Below are 14,716 nucleotides of genomic sequence, written 5' to 3'. Positions count from 1 at the left end.
GGGGCGGCGGGGTCACGGCTTCCAGGGGCCGGTGCGCTCCAGGCGGCGCAGTTGCTGGCCGGCGGTGGGGGCGTCCAGGGGGCGGCCGCGTTCGGTGAGCCGGTGGGCGGTTTCGGTGCGGTGCTCGACGGGTTTGTGGTCGTCGTACTTGAACTTCGCGCGGACCTCGGTGATGTCCAGGCGAAGTCCTCGGATGCCGGGCAGCATGCGGCCGTAGGGCGGCTGGTCGGGGGCGATGGGGGCGTGGTCGCCGTCCGGCTGGAAGTGGGCCATCTGGCGGCGCAGCAGTTCGGCCTTGGCGTCGGGGTTGTCGATGACGGTGGCCCGGCAGGTGAACTGGACGGCCGCGTAGTAGCTGGTGGGGACGCCGTCGGTGGGCGGGGTGCCGGGCTTGGCGCGCCAGGGGCCGGGGATGAAGGCGTAGTCGCCGGTGACGGTGAAGGTGACGTTCGGGTCGGCTTCGATCGCCTTCCAGGCGGGGTTGGGGCGGGCGAGGTGGATCAGCAGGGTGCGGTCGTCGATGGTGAAGTGGGTGGGAACGGTGAGGGGTGCCTGGCCGGGCGGGCCGTTGACGCTGAGGATGCCGAAGTCGTGGCCGTCGGCGATCCAGGTCTTCCATTCGGCGTCGTCCAGGGCGGCGTCCCAGGGCTGGATGAACATGGCGGGTCCTCCGGGGCGGGGTGTGGGTCAGGTGAGGGCGAGGAGGCTGACGGCGAGGGTGGCGGTGCCCAGGCCGATCAGCTGGCCGCGGTGGATGCGCTCGGCCAGGACGCTGCGGGCGAGCAGGACGGTGCCGGCCGGGTACAGGGCGGTGATCACGGCGACGACGGCCAGGTCGCCGCTGCGGGCGGCCAGCAGGAACAGCAGGTTGGCGATCGAGTCCAGTACGCCGGCTGCCGCCGAGACGGCGTAGGCGGGCTTGTCCGGGCCCAGTCTGCGGAACATGGCGCCGGCGGCGGCCAGGGTGACGGCGGAGGAGACGGCACGGCCGGTGATCAGTGGGCCGACGCCGCTGTCGGAGGGTGCCTGGTGCAGGAAGACCAGTTGGAGGGCGATGGCGGCCCCGGCGCCGAGGGCCAGCAGCAGCGCGGTGCGTGAGGGACGCGCGCTGTCGGCGCCGTGTCCGGCGCTGACCAGGACGACCGCCGCCAGTGCCAGCGGCAGGCCGATGAGCCCGGCCGGGCCCAGGCGCTCGCCCTGCACCAGCCCAACGCCGACCGGCAGCATGGCCGAGACCAGCGCGGTGATCGGGGACAGGACGTTCATCGGGCCGATCGCGAGCGTGCGGTAGAGCAGGGCGAACGCGGCGGCCGACGCGACCCCGGAGGCCGCGCCCCAGGCGAGAGTGGCGGGGGCGAAGGAGGCCCCGAGGAAGGGCCACAGCAGCAGTTCGACGGTGAGCGAGGCCGGGGCGGCGATCATCACGGTGCGCAGGACGTGGGCCTTGCGGGCACCGAGGCCGCCGAGGAAGTCGGCGCATCCGTAGGCCAGGGAGCTGCCCAGGGCCAGCAGCAGAGCGATCACGGAGGTACATCCCTTACTATCAATAGAACGACTAAACCGTACAACGAACCGACCGGCGATGGCCAGTCGAACGACCGTGTGGTGCAGTGCACTGATCTATCGATGGAAGGACGACAGCGATGGCTGAGACCGAGGCGGCCTTGCGGACGCTCGCGCACAACGTCCGCACGGCCCGTACCCGCGCCGGCCTGTCCCTGGACGAACTCGGCCGCCGTGCCAGCGTCAGCAAGGGCTCTCTGGTCGCCCTGGAGAAGGCGCAGGGCAATCCGAACTTCGCCACCCTGGTCCGCCTCGCCGACACCCTCGGCATCTCCGTCTCCGCACTGCTGGAAGGCAGCCCCGAGCAGCGCGTCCGGGTGGTGAGCGCCGACGCCGTCATGCCGCTGTGGAAGGGCGAGCGCGGCGGCGAAGCCCGCCTGATGCTGACCACCGGCGGCCCGGCGGCCACTGAGATCTGGCGCTGGATCCTGGAACCCGGTGAGGAGTACCCCAGCCACCCCCACCAGGCCGGCGTCGTGGAGACCGTCAGCGTCACCACCGGACACATGGTCCTCGTCGTGGACGGCACCGAGCACCCCGTCGCGGCCGGACAGACCGCTACCTTCGACGCCGACCACGCACACACCTACCGCGGCTCGGGCACCGAACCCTGCCACCTGATCATGACCGTCCACCTGCCCCCCGGCGCCGCATAGCCTCAGCGGCCCCGGACAGCCGGAGCAGGGCCTGGCTGTTCCCCGGCCGGCAGTCTGGGCATCCGATGGACCCGACCAGCCTGCTCGACCAGCTTCGAGCCGCCGGGGTTCCCGCCCAGCGCGGCCGGGCCTCAGCGATTCGCCAGCTGGTACTTCAAGCCTCCGCTCCCGTCGTCGCCCGGGCCCTCGGCTACCACGACAAGACCACCACCCACCTCGTCACGGAGGCCGGCGGAACCCGGAACCGACATGCCAGCGGGGATCGAACCCCATGATCCCGGGCGGCCGGAGGAGAACTCACACGACCGATGCCCTGAAGGGGTCGGTGGGAATGATCTCGGCCTCGTCGAAGAGTTGCTCCAGCGCCTCGTGGCCGTGATGCCTACGGAACTCGATCTCGGCCGTCGTCACCGGCAGGGCCCACAGGATGCGCGCGTGTCCCTCGGGCAGTGGACAGTGTTCAAGGTCAGGGCCGTGGAGATAGGGCAGGCTGATAAGCAGGTGCTCGCAGGTCGAACCCGGCACCCACGGTTTACCGATCGGCATGCTGTGCTCCACGTCGAGCAGGTGCCCTCCGCAGTGGTAGTACGCGATCATCGCCATGAGTTCGACGAACCGCTGGTCGCGGACGTGGGCGGTCATGACGAACTCAAGTCCATGGCCGTCTTGCTCCACCTCGGACCAGCAACCGGCCGTCACATAGGCCCAGCAGTCGGTGCGCGGGCCGGGGCCCACGACGAGAACTCGCAGGTCGACCAGCACCTCTCGGTGCCCCGGCCCAAGGTCGTATTCGACGACCTCCACGGCATGTCCGTCAAAGAATTCTCGGACATGCGACTCGACGGCCTCGGCGGCCTGCACCCTCGCAACGCTCACCGCGCGATCATGCCAGACCGCCGATGGACGTCTCCGACTGATCACTCAGTGTAATGACATGGTGGCCTCAGCCACAGATTCGCGACACCTCAACATGCGAGCTCACCAGTCTCACGGGCCCGGGTGTGGCGTGAGGTCGGAGTGCGGGGCTTCGACGCGGCAGGCCTGCCGCTGCCGGGGTTTCTGGGCCGGTGGGCGGCACGCAACAAGACGTTCTGCGACCTGATGGTCCGCACCGGGCTCCGGCCTGCGGATCCCCGAAGAGGTCATGGGCCCGCTGTTCACCTGGTGCCTGCAGCTCGTGGACGACCTCGCGCTACGTAACCGCGACCGCACCGAGCAGCTCGAACGCGCCGTCGCCGCGATCCAGCGTCTGAGCATCGACAACGACCGCCCGCAGACCGCTCTGCACGAAGCCCGTTCCGTCACCGCCTGCCTTACCGCCTCCGATGAGCCGCCCGCCCTCCACCGGCACCCGGGACAGCGCCGCCGACCTCCGGGAATCCGCACCTGGTGGCACGCGTCGGGTATGGCCGCTGCCGCTGCCGCTGCCGCTGCCGCTGCCGCTGCCGCTGCCGCTACTGCCACCTGGTCCTGGTCGACCACCGTCGCGGCTTCGGCTCCGCCGGCGGTGACCAGCTCTGGCTCGGTATCGGCTTCACCCCCGGCCGGAACCGCCTGAACCAAGCAGCTCGCGTCAGCCAGCCCATGCGCCCCGATGCCTCACAGATCCTGGTCGACCCCAACCAACTGGAACTGTTCCGCACCCCGGCTCGGGACTGGGCAAAGCTGCAGCACATCACCCCTCCTCCACCCCACGCCAGCAGGGGCTCAACTCGCCCAAGATTTCGTGGAGTTCGCGAACAGGTGCGGCTGGCACAAGGATTCCATCAAGATCAACCTGAGAGCGCTCTTGTTCGTCACCGGCTGGCTCGGCGCCGAAGTGTCCATCCATCAGGCCGACTTGGAAGCCGTCGCCGCCTTCGGAGAGAACTGGGCCAGCCGACGCGTCAGCCACTACCCCGCCCAACGCAGCCTCTTGGTCCCGGTCGAGCGAGTCGACGCCGACGAGGCCGCAGTCAACCGACTCCTGGCCGCCCTCCCGGACCAGATCCGGGAGGAGGCGGAAATCTGGGTGGACGTCTGCCGCGGCCGCAGGAGGACCCCGTCGATCACGATGCGCTGTTCCACAATCCGCCATTACGCGCAGGCCCATGCCCCGGTGCTGCAGCAGTGGAGCCAGCGGATGACCAGCCTCCGAGAGGCCACACCACAGGACGTCGAGACGGCCGTCGACGAGCGGGCTGGATCCAGGCGCCACGACACCCATTGCGCCCTGCGGTCGCTATTCAGAGCCTTGAAGCGCGAGCGGGTGACCTTCCGAGACCCGGCACGGAAGTACTCCATCCCCAAGGTCGTCACGGTCCCGAGACGGATCCCCACCGACCGGCTCGTCGGCTTGCTCGACCGCGCCCCAAGCGCCATGGCGAACGCCCTGGTTGTCCTGGTCGCCGTCCACGCCCTCGGCCCCGAAACGCTCCGCACCACGCGCCTGACCGGCCTCGACCGGGCCAAGGGGCGACGTCGCGTCCCCCACCGCAGTGGCGGCTGGCACACGGTCTATCTCGACGACCTGACCACCGTGCTGCTGAACAACTGGCTCCGCGAACGCGCCGAACGCTGGCCACGCAGCACCAACCCGCACCTATTCATGACACAGATGACCGCCCTCGATCCGACGGCTCCGCCGATCAGCCCCACCGCGGTCAAGCAGGTCTTCGCCGGACTGGGTGTCAGCGCCGACAGGCTGCGGATCGACCGCCTCCTCGACGAAGCCCACGAGTCGGAAGACCCGGTCCACTTGATGCGGGTCTTCGGGGTCTCGGACACCACCGCGATGAAGTACGTCCACACTGCCCACCCTGAACTCTTCATCAAGGCTCCGACGAGCCCCTGACCGGGGACCGGAACGACCCGCTCCCAAAGGTCTAGTGCCGCATCAGGCGAGCTTCGTCTCGTTGTGGCCGGTCGTCCGGTTCCCGGGCCTGGAAGTGATCTGGATCGGCCCTCCGCACCGTTCCCTGCGGCTGCAGAACCCCCGTAGGGTAGGCGAGTTGAGGAGCAATTGGGGGAGTAATGGCAGTGGATGCACAGCTTCTTGTCGGGCGGTACCGATTAGTGCGTCAGCTCGGCCAAGGTGGCATGGGGCAGGTGTGGCAGGCCCAGGATGAGACGTTGGACCGGCCTGTAGCCGTCAAGGTCATCTCCCTGCTCACCGGCGGCGGGAGCCGTGGTGGCGAGGCGCGGGCCCGGTTCCTGCGGGAAGCCCGCCTCACCGCCCGCCTTCAGCACCCCAACATCGTGACCATTCACGACCTCGGCAAACACGGTGAGGGAGAGGACCGCGTCCCCTTCCTCGTCATGGAACTGGTCAGGGGCGAGGGTCTCGACACACTGATGCGTCGGGGCGCCGCCACTCTGGCCGACGCCGCTCGATGGGGCGAACAGATCGCCCAAGCGCTGGCCGCGGCGCACGACGCCGGAATCATGCACCGCGACATCAAGCCGTCCAACATTCTGATCACCCCGGCGGGCACCGCCAAAGTCCTCGACTTCGGCATCGCACGCGCCGTCGACCCGACCGACACCCGTCTCACCGAGAGCGGCTTCATCGTCGGCACGCCGCCCTACATGGCCCCGGAGCAGGCACGCGGATTCCCAGAACCGCGCAGCGACCTGTATGCCCTCGGCTGCATCCTCTTCGAGCTGATCACAGGCCGGCTCCCCTTCCAGGCACCCGACACCCTGGGATACCTCTCGGCACACCTCACACAAGAACCGCCCATGCCCAGCTCGCTATCCACCGGCATACCCTTCGCGTGGGACGACCTCCTACTGAGGCTGCTGGCAAAGAACCCCGAACAGCGGTACCCGAACGCCACCGACCTCTCCCAGGCGCTACAACACCTCGGCCACACACCGGAGCCCGCCGGGGGCCCTGCGCCACCAGCGGGAGCGACCACCCGACCCTCCTCCATGACAGCGACGGCCTCCCTGCCGCCTACGGCCCCCACCCGCAGAGCAGGTAGCCTCTCCGTACGGTCGGACGCATCGACTCACACCCCGGCACGCCTCAGGCGCGCGACACGGTACGTCCTCTCGGCCTTGCTGTGGCTGCTCCTCCTCTTCTCGGTGCTCCCCTTTGGTGGGATCGGGCTGCTGGTAGAAACGGTGGTCCTCTGGGTGTGGACGGCCAGGCTCAGACCGCACTCCACCCGCCTGATGCGCGGAACCGGGTACGTTGCCGTTGCCACCCTCGTTCTTGAGGTTGCGAAGAACGTGGCCATCGTCGCGGATAATCCTTATTATGCGGATGGTGTAACCCTGTGGGTCGTGCTCGTGCTGGCCGTCCTGTCCGCAGCCGGGTACTGCTACCGCGACATCAAGACCCGGCGAGCCCGGCGACGCATAACAGCGTCGTGATCATGATTCGCCCAGCAGCCGGATGGCACATCGACGAGGCGAACGTTGCCTGATGCGGCACTATTGATCAGAAACTCAATTGGTTCTCGTCGAGGGTGTACCGGACGTGAGGGCCGTGGAAGTAGCCGCAGACGATGTGGGGTTGGCGCTGTCGGCGGTGGAAGAACCGGAGGGCCTCGGCCGCCGGATCCGCTCGGTTCCGGGCGCGGCTGCTCATGGGCAGGCTGCGCTTGAGGTCGGCGTTGACCGGCTCGTCCGGGTTCAGCTCCGGTGAGTACGAGGGCAGGAAGTGCAGTTCGACCTGGCCGGGATGGTTGTCCAGCCAAGCCCGGACCGTTCGCGAGCGGTGGACCGAGTGGCGGTCCACGACCAGGTGGACCTTGCGCTCGAAATGGCCGGCGAGCCGGTCGAGGAAGCGGCACATCGTCTTCGCGTCGAACATCTCGGTGAAGACCATGAAGTACATGCGGCCTTGGTACTGATCGCCGACACGGCGTTGACCGAGAACCGGTTGTCGGTGCGGCCCACGACGGGGGTGCGGCCCTTCTCGCCCCAGGTCCGGCCGGTGACCTGGTCGGATCGGATGCCGACCCGGTCGGCGAACAGCACCTCCGCGCTCTCAGCCTTCGCCTTCGCGCGGATCGCGGGCCAGAACTCCTCCAGCCAGGCGCGCACCGCCTCGGGATCCTGCTCGACCGCGCGCTTGTCCGGCCGCCGGAACGACAGTCCCCAGCGCCGCAGGTGCTTGCCCACCCCCTGCTCGGTCAGCCGGACCCGGTACAGCTTCGCGATCAGCTCACCGATCTGCGAGCGCGTCCACAGCTGCCCGGCCAGCCCCAGCTCGCAGGGCTGACGGTCGAGCACGGCCTGCCGCACGGCAGCCCGCTCGGCCTCGGACAGGAGCTGATGCTCCCCGATCCGCCTGCCTCGAGGGCGGCAGGTCAGTGCCTCGCGGCCGCCGGCCGTCCACTTCGCCCACCAGCCGTCCACCGCCTTCAGCGACACCTTGAACATCACCGCGACGTCCTCGCGGGCCCGCCCCTCCTCGAGCGCGGCCACCGCCCGCAGCCGCAACGCTTCCTGAGCCGACGGCGACAAATGCCGCGCGTCCCCCCACCAGTTCACTCACGCAGCGTTCGACGACCCAGAACCCCTACCGTTTCGGGTCAATAGAAATCGTTTCTTTTGGCGGGCGACGCTCGGGCATCATGGTCGCTGGTCGGGGCCGTGAGAGAGAGGATCGGTGCCGCGGGTGTCTGGAAGCGGTCAGGCAGCGCTGACGGAGCTGTGGAGCCAGCGGTGGCCCAGCTGTCCTCCCGTCGGGTACCAACTCCGTGGTCCCTACCGGGATGTCTGGGTGCGCTTTCACAGCCTTCCCGAGTCGACGCGGTACGCGCAGGACGAGAGCGAGTACGCCGTCGTGCTGCAGCGCTACAACGCTGTCCTCGACGAACTGTTCGCTGGCGAGGATGTGTATGTGATCACGCCTGTTTGGACGGCCGAGCCCGATGTCCCGACGCGCCAACCGGACGCTGGCTACTGGCAGAGTCTGCTGGTTGAGGACGACCCTGACCCGGAGTTCCGCACCTACTCTCACCTCTTCGCTGCCCGCAGGCCTTGGCGGCACGGGTGCCTCGATGACTTGCTGCGTGAAGTCGCCGACGACAAGGTGGCGGGCGTCCTCATCACCGACACCCAGCTACGGCGCATTCACCACCCTTACGACGGCGGTGCCGATGTCTTCCTCGCCACGTCCGAAGAACGGGACCGGATGCGCGACCGGCACTCCAGCTGGCTTTCCAGCCACCCGGCCGGTCTCTAATCGGCCCGGATGCCACCTCGGTCCGCTGGTTCAGGCGGCCGTCCGACGGAAGCAGATGAACACCACGGCGATGCCGGCGAAGGCGAGGAAGTGCTCGGCCTTGCGTTCTGCTCAGGCAAGCTGGAACCGGGTTCCGTCCCGCGCGAACGCCGACCTTGCAGATAAGCGCGCAGTCGTCTGTTCCTCCCCTCCGGGCCTTGACTGGACCGCGCGGTTCGTCGTTGGTGTGCCGTAGGGTCCGCTCATGATCGCGCGTCCCACTGGGCAAGCGGAGGGGCCGTACGATGCCGCCTTCCTGCCACGCCAGCAGATGATCCTCAGCGCCGCCGAGCAGCCGATTGCCGACCCGGTGGCCAAGTTCGGCGGCGAACCCGTCTGGCTCGCCGAACCGACCTGGCCGGTGCATCCGAAGTCCGGCGAACCGCTGGTGTTCATCGGACAGTTCCCCGTACCCGGTCCCGAACTCCGGCTGGCCTACCTCTTCCTCCACGAGGACCAGATCGTCATGGGAGGAATCGACCCGGAGGACGGCGAGGCCGTTCTGTTGGTGCAACCGGACGGCCGCATCCCGCTCTTCGCCGCCATCGGCCCGCCCGGAACGCGCGGACGGACCCTGTGGCGCTGGGGTCCCGGTGACACCGAGATCCCGGTCGAATGGCGCGTCGACCTTCAGCCGGTGCCGCCCGACGTCGACCGCACAATCGACGAGGAAGCGGCATACCAGCGAGGCATGCGCGGCGACGGTCCTGACATCGACGACTGCGACGGGGAGGAACTGCACGACTACTACGGCGGCACCGCCACCTACCCCAACCACGAGGCGAGGGTCGACGCCCCCTGGCATTTCCTCTTCAAGATCAGTGACGCCGGCGAGGGCGGGGACGATCCGTACTTCCTCAACTTCGGCTACGGCTACGGCTACGCCTTCGTCAGCCCCGACCACCGCGAAGGCCGCTTCTTCTGGGAGTGCTCATAAGCGCGCAAGGGGGCCAAGAAGACTGACAACTCACGGCTTGTTGCAAGAAGCGTGACCACGTGCTGCCAACAAGCGTGTCCACTATCCAACAGCCACCAGCTCACCGGGCCTCACTGGTTCCAACTAGCGTGTCCCGGGCTCAGTGACTGCGACTCTGAAGCAGGGGTGCAGAGGCCCCGCGCCGAGCATTGTCAGATCATTGCGATTTACTCGGCACCGTGGACACAGCAGCAACGTGGAGTGAGAAGCTGGCAACCATCACGGGCTGGGAGGCCGCTACGAAGAGGGTGATCGACTGGCCCTCGGTCGAGGCCCGGCTCGGCATCGCCCTGCCGACCGACTACAAGCAACTGGCGGAGTGGTTCGGTTCGGGAGAGTTCAACGGGTTCCTGCAGCTCGAAACCCCTGACACGCCGGGCCCGCACCACGATCTGATCAAGAACTCCCAGCGGCTGGGCGAACAAGCCGCTGCCGACCCTTGGATCGGCGACCTCTTTCGTCCGCATGCCGTGTTCCCGGCCGCCGGGGGCCTACTTCGGTGGGCGGACTCGGTCCAGGCCGACCAGTTCTTCTGGCTGACCGAATCCGCCGATCCCGACCGCTGGCCGATCCTCGCTCAGGCGCATGACGATGTCGCCGCCGGTTGGGAGCGATTCGACGGTTCCACCAGCGAGTTCATCTACCGGGTCCTCACGGATCACAGGCAGCCGTTCTCCATCGCCTGCTACTTCGACACCCACACCTTCGAGTCGTACGAGCAGAACAGAGAGCCCGACCCCGAGTGGGACGCCGATCCACATTGGTGAGGAAGTCAGCACCCGTCAGCTGCGGCAAAGGATCGACGTAACCGCTGTCTGGGTGCGCGCCTCACGCTCTGTAATCGACGGTCGCGAAGGCCGCTAACTATCACTTCCAGAAACCGCCAGCTACTGAGCCGAAGCGCGATGGTTGTCACAAAGGCAGGCTGGCTGTCACTGCCCGCCTGTAGCTTCCTCACGTGGTCAGGTATGCAGATCCAGGTGTGGCTGAGTGGGTGGAGTCCAACGGCGGGCCGCTGGTCGTGGTCCCGGAGACTGCCTTGCTGTCATGGCTTGGATCGGATGGCGATGGTTCTGAGGATGATTACGACAGGGCCTGCGGCGTAGACAGCTGGACCGGCCTTGTCCCTGTTGGCCAGGAGAACGTCCTGGTCCTCGGTGGCGATCCCGCCTCGACCACGTTCCTTCCTGAGCACGACCTGTTCGTGCGGTGGTGTGCTGCGGAATCTGAGGCGGAGCTCCTCTACAGCATTGGAGCTGCGATTGGCGCGGCCGCGTGGGAACCTGACCTGCACTGGGCTGTATCAGGGCCTGTGCTCTTGTTCGACGCAGTTTGGTCCGGGAACGAGATCACCGGAGATGATCACCTGCGCGTCGCACTGGAGCCTGGGTGCTATGCCGTGCGCGCGGCGCATGTTGAGCCCGATCCACTGACCTCACTTGTTCTCGTCCAATTGCGACGCCTCCCGCATCAGTGAGTCGGCGCGATCGATCCTGGGGGCGCCGTATCATCCGCCGCGAATACAACGGGCATCGCTGACCTGGGACGATGTCTGGCGTGATTGCTGGTCAGCGGCGGCGGGCCCTGGGCGGCGACGTGCTGGGCGGCCGCGTCGACGCCGGGGGCGGGCGTCCCGCTCCAGCGAGCGGACGGAGGCGTGGCGGGAGCGGGCCAGCAGCATCGGGGTGCTGGTGCCGTTCTCGGCGTCGTAGGTGACCGCACTGTGGCGCCAGCGGTGTAGTGCCCAGCCCTGGAGGTGCGGGATGCCGTCGGTGATCGCGTTGCTGGAGGTCCGGGAGGCGCGGGCTCGGGAGGATCTGGAGTCCTGGCTGGAGGTGGTGCGGGAGGTTGAGGTGCAGGCGGAGTCGGCCCGGCAGCGGCTGGAGCATGCGTGGATCGCCCGTGAGGAGGTGGCGCTCGTGTTCGCCGGAGGAGTGGCTGCGGGCCGGGAGAGTGACGGGGTATCAGGAGCGTCGGCCGTGGTGGAGGAGCCCGTGGGCGGGGCGGGGCGGGCCCGGTGCTGCGGGAGGGTTATGACGCCCGGCCGCCGGTGTGGCAGGCGGGGCTTGGAGCCGATGCGCTGAGTGGTGCCTACCAGCAGGTCTTCGAGACGGCACTGGCCGCGTCGGGGCCGGCGACGGTGCAGGAGCTGACCCGGGCGCTGGGTCGGGACGCGGCGCGGTTGAACGAGGTGGAGAAGGTGCGCCATCGCGCTTACTGACATCAGCTCTTTGGGGTGATGGATCTGCCGTTTCGCTGAGGGACGGTCACCTGCCGTTGTAAGACCGTCTGGCATGCGATATGCGGATGGGGGCGGGCTGACAGCGAAGGCACGTCAGCGCCGTGAGACCGTGCGCCTGGAGGCTGCCGCGCTGTTCGACGAAGGGGTCAAGCCTCCGGAGGTAGCCCGGCAACTCCGGGTGAGCTGCAAGTCGGCCTACCAGTGGCACCAGGCCTACCCCGACAGGGGCGGTCTGTCGCGGGCGCAGGCTACGGCAAGCCGATCCAAGCCCAGTTGTAGCCGTGCGTCGTAGGGCCGACGGCGGGCCCCCTCGCCCTGCCAGCCCTGTATCCTCACCAGCCCGGACGCGACGAGCGACAGGAGCGGATCCGATTCCCGCTCAGGGCTGCCGTGTTGGCCGTACACGGGGAAAGTCTGCTGGCCGAGTCACACCCTGTGGGGCCCACGGCGATCCCGAGGAATGGCACGTGACCGGGGAACGCTTCGAGCGGGCCGGGCTGACCGCGCACTACTGGCACGTGGGGGACAGGCCCGAGCTGGGCGGGGTGACCGTCCACGGACGCACCGGCCCCCGGGTCGTCCTCGCCGGCATCGAGCTGATCGGCCGCAGGCCCTCCGCGGTCGAAGCCGACCTCGCCCGATACCTCGACGACCGCCGACTCGGCCTCTACTACAGCCCGTCCGGAGACCAGGGATCTCGGGACCTCAACGTCTGGGTGCAGTCCGAGCGCGCCGGCGACACCACGATCAGCGCCGCCCACTTCTGCGTCGTACCATGGGAGTACTGCTCCTGACACCACGACACGAACCGCTGTGCCCGCCCAGCCCGACGTGCTGGGGGCACCGGACTCCGCGAACGTACCGAGGCCGAGCACTCAGCGGCCTGACGCGGCGGCCCGCGCCCCGCCTGCCGCGGCCTCCACATCGGGAGCCGGCTCCTGGCCCGTGCCTGGCCCTTTGCCCCGGTCGGCTTCAGACAGCACGGGACCGTCCTCTACGGTGCACGGATGCGCTATCTGGTAGAGGCCTGCGCCGTTGGAGCACTGAGGCGGGGTCGGTCCGTCGAGCAGTTTCTGGGTCCCACCGGCTCGCCGGAACGGCCTGGTGTCCGCTGGGTCGAGGTCAGACCAGCTTCCGGACGTTACGAGGTCTTCCTCCACACTGCCGAGGATGTCGGCCACCCGGGCTTCATGGACCTCGTCGAGTTCCCACCGCTCGACCTGGACGACGAAGAGGAAGAGTTCGGTCGTCTGGTCGCCACTGCGGACGACCCGCTGACCGCCCTGGCCGAGGCCGCGGGTCGCGCGGGAACGGTCAGCAGCCGATGGGTCAACACCGGCCTGGTACAAGACGAATACATCGACTTCGTACGTGCCGGGCGTCCGGCACGTGAATCATCCGACACCCAGCCCCCGCTCTGACCAGCGTCGGATGTCGCACGTTGCGGGCAGCAGGGCGAGGACGGTTGCGGCCGCGCCGGGCATCTGGCGGCCGAACCGCCCCAGGACGGCAGCGTGGCCAGGAACGCCCGGCGCTATGCCCGCACCGTCACCAACGCGCGCTGCGCTGTGATCAGGTCGCCGGTGTACTTGAAGGTCTTCTGTTCTTTGCCCACGGCAGGGAATCGTACGTGCGACCGGATCCGGGCCCGGCCGCGCCCCGCCGGTACCGACGTCGCCCCGGCTCTGGCAGCTGGCTACGGGTGGGCCGGACTTCCGACAGGTCCAGTGCGCGGCTGTCGGTTCCGCGTTTCGGTGTCCAGCGGCATCGCTATGACCTGCAAGGCTGCGGAGTTCCACGCTCGTTTCCTCCGAACGTGTTCCTGGGAACTGTGTCCGATCCTCGGCAGCCGGGCTCTAGGAAGTCGCTGGTCCTGAGAGGGCAGTAAGTGAGTCTTCTACTGCTTTGCCGTGCGACTTGGATCAGAAGCGCTGGTTGGCGGGGATGATTCGTGCCTGGGGCACGGCTGCGTGGACAGTCGGAGTGTTGTGAACTCCTTGTCAGCCGTGGGTTGTCGGTGCTGAGTTCTATGCTCCGCGTCATGCGTGAGTTCTTCAGAGCGGCTGGGCTGAAGCTGTCGTATCTGGACTTCGGTGGTCTGGGGCGGCCGCTGCTGGCCCTGCACGGGCACTACAACGAGGCGTCCGCGTTCGCGCCGCTCGCAGCGGCATTGGCGCCGCAGTGGCGGGTGATCGCGCTCGATCAGCGCGGACACGGAGATTCCGACCGTGCCACCAGTTACGAGCGAGGCGACTACGTCGCCGATCTCGTCGCTTTCCACCGGCATCTGGGCCTCGGCCCGGTGCCGATACTGGGTCACTCACTGGGCGGGGTGAACGCCTACCAGTTCGCTGCCCGGCACCCTGGCAGGGTCAGCCGGCTGATCGTGGAGGACATCGGCGCGGTGGTGGACTGTGACTGGTCCTTTACTACGCGTCTTCCTTCGACGGCTCCGTCGAGAGAGTCCCTGGTAGCCGCCCTGGGCGCGGCCGCGCCCTATCTGGAGTGCTCGTTCAGGCAGCGGGATCGGGGCTGGGGCTTCTCCTTCGGAACGGACGACACCGTGACATCGCAGAAGGCTCTGAGCGGCGATCACTGGGACGACTGGATGGCGGTGTCCTGCCCCACCTTGCTGGTCCGTGGAACAAGGAGCGACGAGTTGGCGGCCGATCACGCCCAGGACATGGTCGCCGGCCTCGGCCTGCGGGCCCGCCTGGTCGAACCGGAGGCCGGACACGTCGTGCATCACGATGCTCCTGAGCAGTTCGCCGCCGAGGTCACCGCCTTTCTGTCAGAGCCCTACTGACTTGTGCGGCTCCAACGGCCTGTGCTCGCGCGCTCCATCCGTAGTGGCTCACTGCTTTCGGCGGGTCGAACGGGAGCCACTCGGGCGGTGGCCCTGAGAGCCGCATTGGTCCGTTTGTGAGGGAGATGGACAGCGGTGCAGGTTCATGGTAAGCGGTGAGAACGGGAGCCACCTGTTTGGGTGACGTGGGTGGGAGTGTCTGCAAGGACGAGCCGGGGTTGGGCCGGTAGGTTGTGATCCGGGTCCTGACGGT

17 protein-coding genes and 1 pseudogene are annotated in these 14,716 nt (G+C 68.1%); 13 read left to right on the top strand and 5 right to left on the bottom strand.

Features of this window, described 5'->3' with window-relative positions; all coding sequences use genetic code 11:
- Nucleotides 1-12: 12 nt before the first annotated feature.
- Nucleotides 13-660 carry an FMN-binding negative transcriptional regulator gene (locus ACIP4P_RS23145; protein ID WP_400921199.1) on the bottom strand — a complete coding sequence of 216 codons (648 nt, stop codon included), beginning with the start codon at nt 658-660 and terminating at the stop codon, nt 13-15.
- A gap of 27 nt (nt 661-687) precedes the next feature.
- The gene (locus ACIP4P_RS23140) at nt 688-1,524 is read right to left on the bottom strand and encodes an EamA family transporter (protein WP_400921197.1); all 837 of its coding nucleotides are present in this window, start codon (nt 1,522-1,524) and stop codon (nt 688-690) included.
- 119 nt (nt 1,525-1,643) lie between these two features.
- Here ACIP4P_RS23140 and ACIP4P_RS23135 point away from each other — a divergent pair, with 119 nt between their 5' ends.
- Nucleotides 1,644-2,219, top strand: a complete 576-nt coding sequence (locus ACIP4P_RS23135; RefSeq protein ID WP_400921195.1) for a helix-turn-helix domain-containing protein — start codon at nt 1,644-1,646, stop codon at nt 2,217-2,219.
- A gap of 297 nt (nt 2,220-2,516) precedes the next feature.
- Here ACIP4P_RS23135 and ACIP4P_RS23130 read toward each other — a convergent pair whose 3' ends face one another.
- The gene (locus ACIP4P_RS23130) at nt 2,517-3,080 is read right to left on the bottom strand and encodes a suppressor of fused domain protein (RefSeq protein WP_400921194.1); all 564 of its coding nucleotides are present in this window, start codon (nt 3,078-3,080) and stop codon (nt 2,517-2,519) included.
- A gap of 283 nt (nt 3,081-3,363) precedes the next feature.
- Here ACIP4P_RS23130 and ACIP4P_RS23125 point away from each other — a divergent pair, with 283 nt between their 5' ends.
- The 3 genes from ACIP4P_RS23125 to ACIP4P_RS23115 all read left to right on the top strand — a co-directional run bounded on the left by ACIP4P_RS23125 (nt 3,364) and on the right by ACIP4P_RS23115 (nt 6,578).
- Nucleotides 3,364-3,777: a hypothetical protein gene (locus tag ACIP4P_RS23125; RefSeq protein ID WP_400921193.1), complete on the top strand. Its 414-nt coding sequence runs from the start codon at nt 3,364-3,366 to the stop codon at nt 3,775-3,777.
- Between the two features lie 168 nt (nt 3,778-3,945).
- The gene (locus ACIP4P_RS23120; RefSeq protein ID WP_400921191.1) at nt 3,946-5,052 is read left to right on the top strand and encodes a hypothetical protein; all 1,107 of its coding nucleotides are present in this window, start codon (nt 3,946-3,948) and stop codon (nt 5,050-5,052) included.
- 179 nt (nt 5,053-5,231) lie between these two features.
- Complete coding sequence (locus ACIP4P_RS23115) at nt 5,232-6,578, top strand: serine/threonine-protein kinase (RefSeq protein ID WP_400921189.1); 1,347 nt, start codon at nt 5,232-5,234, stop codon at nt 6,576-6,578.
- A 67-nt stretch (nt 6,579-6,645) separates the two neighbouring features.
- Here ACIP4P_RS23115 and ACIP4P_RS23110 read toward each other — a convergent pair whose 3' ends face one another.
- Nucleotides 6,646-7,002, bottom strand: coding sequence for a transposase (locus tag ACIP4P_RS23110; RefSeq protein WP_400921187.1), 357 nt, complete (start codon nt 7,000-7,002; stop codon nt 6,646-6,648).
- 86 nt (nt 7,003-7,088) lie between these two features.
- Nucleotides 7,089-7,592, bottom strand: a pseudogene (locus ACIP4P_RS23105) (winged helix-turn-helix domain-containing protein); the annotation flags it as partial.
- 343 nt (nt 7,593-7,935) lie between these two features.
- Between ACIP4P_RS23105 and ACIP4P_RS23100 the strand changes: the two are divergent.
- From ACIP4P_RS23100 to ACIP4P_RS23060, 9 genes are all read left to right on the top strand, one after another.
- A complete protein-coding gene (locus tag ACIP4P_RS23100; RefSeq protein WP_400921185.1) occupies nt 7,936-8,400 on the top strand; it encodes a hypothetical protein in 465 nt (154 codons plus the stop codon).
- Between the two features lie 244 nt (nt 8,401-8,644).
- Entirely contained in the window at nt 8,645-9,376 is a 732-nt protein-coding gene (locus tag ACIP4P_RS23095; RefSeq protein ID WP_400921183.1) for a hypothetical protein, read from the top strand.
- Between the two features lie 218 nt (nt 9,377-9,594).
- Nucleotides 9,595-10,182: an SMI1/KNR4 family protein gene (locus ACIP4P_RS23090; RefSeq protein ID WP_400921181.1), complete on the top strand. Its 588-nt coding sequence runs from the start codon at nt 9,595-9,597 to the stop codon at nt 10,180-10,182.
- Between the two features lie 191 nt (nt 10,183-10,373).
- The gene (locus ACIP4P_RS23085; protein WP_400921180.1) at nt 10,374-10,892 is read left to right on the top strand and encodes an Imm21 family immunity protein; all 519 of its coding nucleotides are present in this window, start codon (nt 10,374-10,376) and stop codon (nt 10,890-10,892) included.
- 540 nt (nt 10,893-11,432) lie between these two features.
- Nucleotides 11,433-11,636, top strand: a complete 204-nt coding sequence (locus ACIP4P_RS23080; protein ID WP_400921177.1) for a hypothetical protein — start codon at nt 11,433-11,435, stop codon at nt 11,634-11,636.
- A gap of 73 nt (nt 11,637-11,709) precedes the next feature.
- Nucleotides 11,710-11,949, top strand: a complete 240-nt coding sequence (locus ACIP4P_RS23075; protein WP_400921175.1) for a helix-turn-helix domain-containing protein — start codon at nt 11,710-11,712, stop codon at nt 11,947-11,949.
- A gap of 175 nt (nt 11,950-12,124) precedes the next feature.
- Nucleotides 12,125-12,451, top strand: coding sequence for a hypothetical protein (locus tag ACIP4P_RS23070; protein WP_400921173.1), 327 nt, complete (start codon nt 12,125-12,127; stop codon nt 12,449-12,451).
- A gap of 213 nt (nt 12,452-12,664) precedes the next feature.
- A complete protein-coding gene (locus ACIP4P_RS23065) occupies nt 12,665-13,078 on the top strand; it encodes a hypothetical protein (RefSeq protein ID WP_400921171.1) in 414 nt (137 codons plus the stop codon).
- Between the two features lie 620 nt (nt 13,079-13,698).
- Entirely contained in the window at nt 13,699-14,463 is a 765-nt protein-coding gene (locus tag ACIP4P_RS23060; RefSeq protein ID WP_400921169.1) for an alpha/beta fold hydrolase, read from the top strand.
- Nucleotides 14,464-14,716: the final 253 nt, after the last annotated feature.

It is taken from the genome of Kitasatospora sp. NPDC089509 (genome assembly GCF_044749365.1).
In the GTDB taxonomy this organism is placed as follows: domain Bacteria; phylum Actinomycetota; class Actinomycetes; order Streptomycetales; family Streptomycetaceae; genus Kitasatospora.
The sequence above is the reverse complement of the archived record's forward strand: the minus strand, read 5'-3'. Positions and strand labels throughout refer to the sequence as shown.

Bases quoted from the DNA above. Each gene is read 5' to 3' on its own strand.
- ACIP4P_RS23125 (WP_400921193.1), top strand. From the start codon at position 3,364: ATGGGCCCGCTGTTCACCTGGTGCCTGCAGCTCGTGGACGACCTCGCG.
- ACIP4P_RS23060 (WP_400921169.1), top strand. From the start codon at position 13,699: ATGCGTGAGTTCTTCAGAGCGGCTGGGCTGAAGCTGTCGTATCTGGAC.
- ACIP4P_RS23065 (WP_400921171.1), top strand. From the start codon at position 12,665: ATGCGCTATCTGGTAGAGGCCTGCGCCGTTGGAGCACTGAGGCGGGGT.
- ACIP4P_RS23075 (WP_400921175.1), top strand. From the start codon at position 11,710: ATGCGATATGCGGATGGGGGCGGGCTGACAGCGAAGGCACGTCAGCGC.
- ACIP4P_RS23145 (WP_400921199.1), bottom strand. From the start codon at position 660: ATGTTCATCCAGCCCTGGGACGCCGCCCTGGACGACGCCGAATGGAAG.
- ACIP4P_RS23115 (WP_400921189.1), top strand. From the start codon at position 5,232: ATGGCAGTGGATGCACAGCTTCTTGTCGGGCGGTACCGATTAGTGCGT.
- ACIP4P_RS23135 (WP_400921195.1), top strand. From the start codon at position 1,644: ATGGCTGAGACCGAGGCGGCCTTGCGGACGCTCGCGCACAACGTCCGC.
- ACIP4P_RS23110 (WP_400921187.1), bottom strand. From the start codon at position 7,002: ATGTGCCGCTTCCTCGACCGGCTCGCCGGCCATTTCGAGCGCAAGGTC.
- ACIP4P_RS23095 (WP_400921183.1), top strand. From the start codon at position 8,645: ATGATCGCGCGTCCCACTGGGCAAGCGGAGGGGCCGTACGATGCCGCC.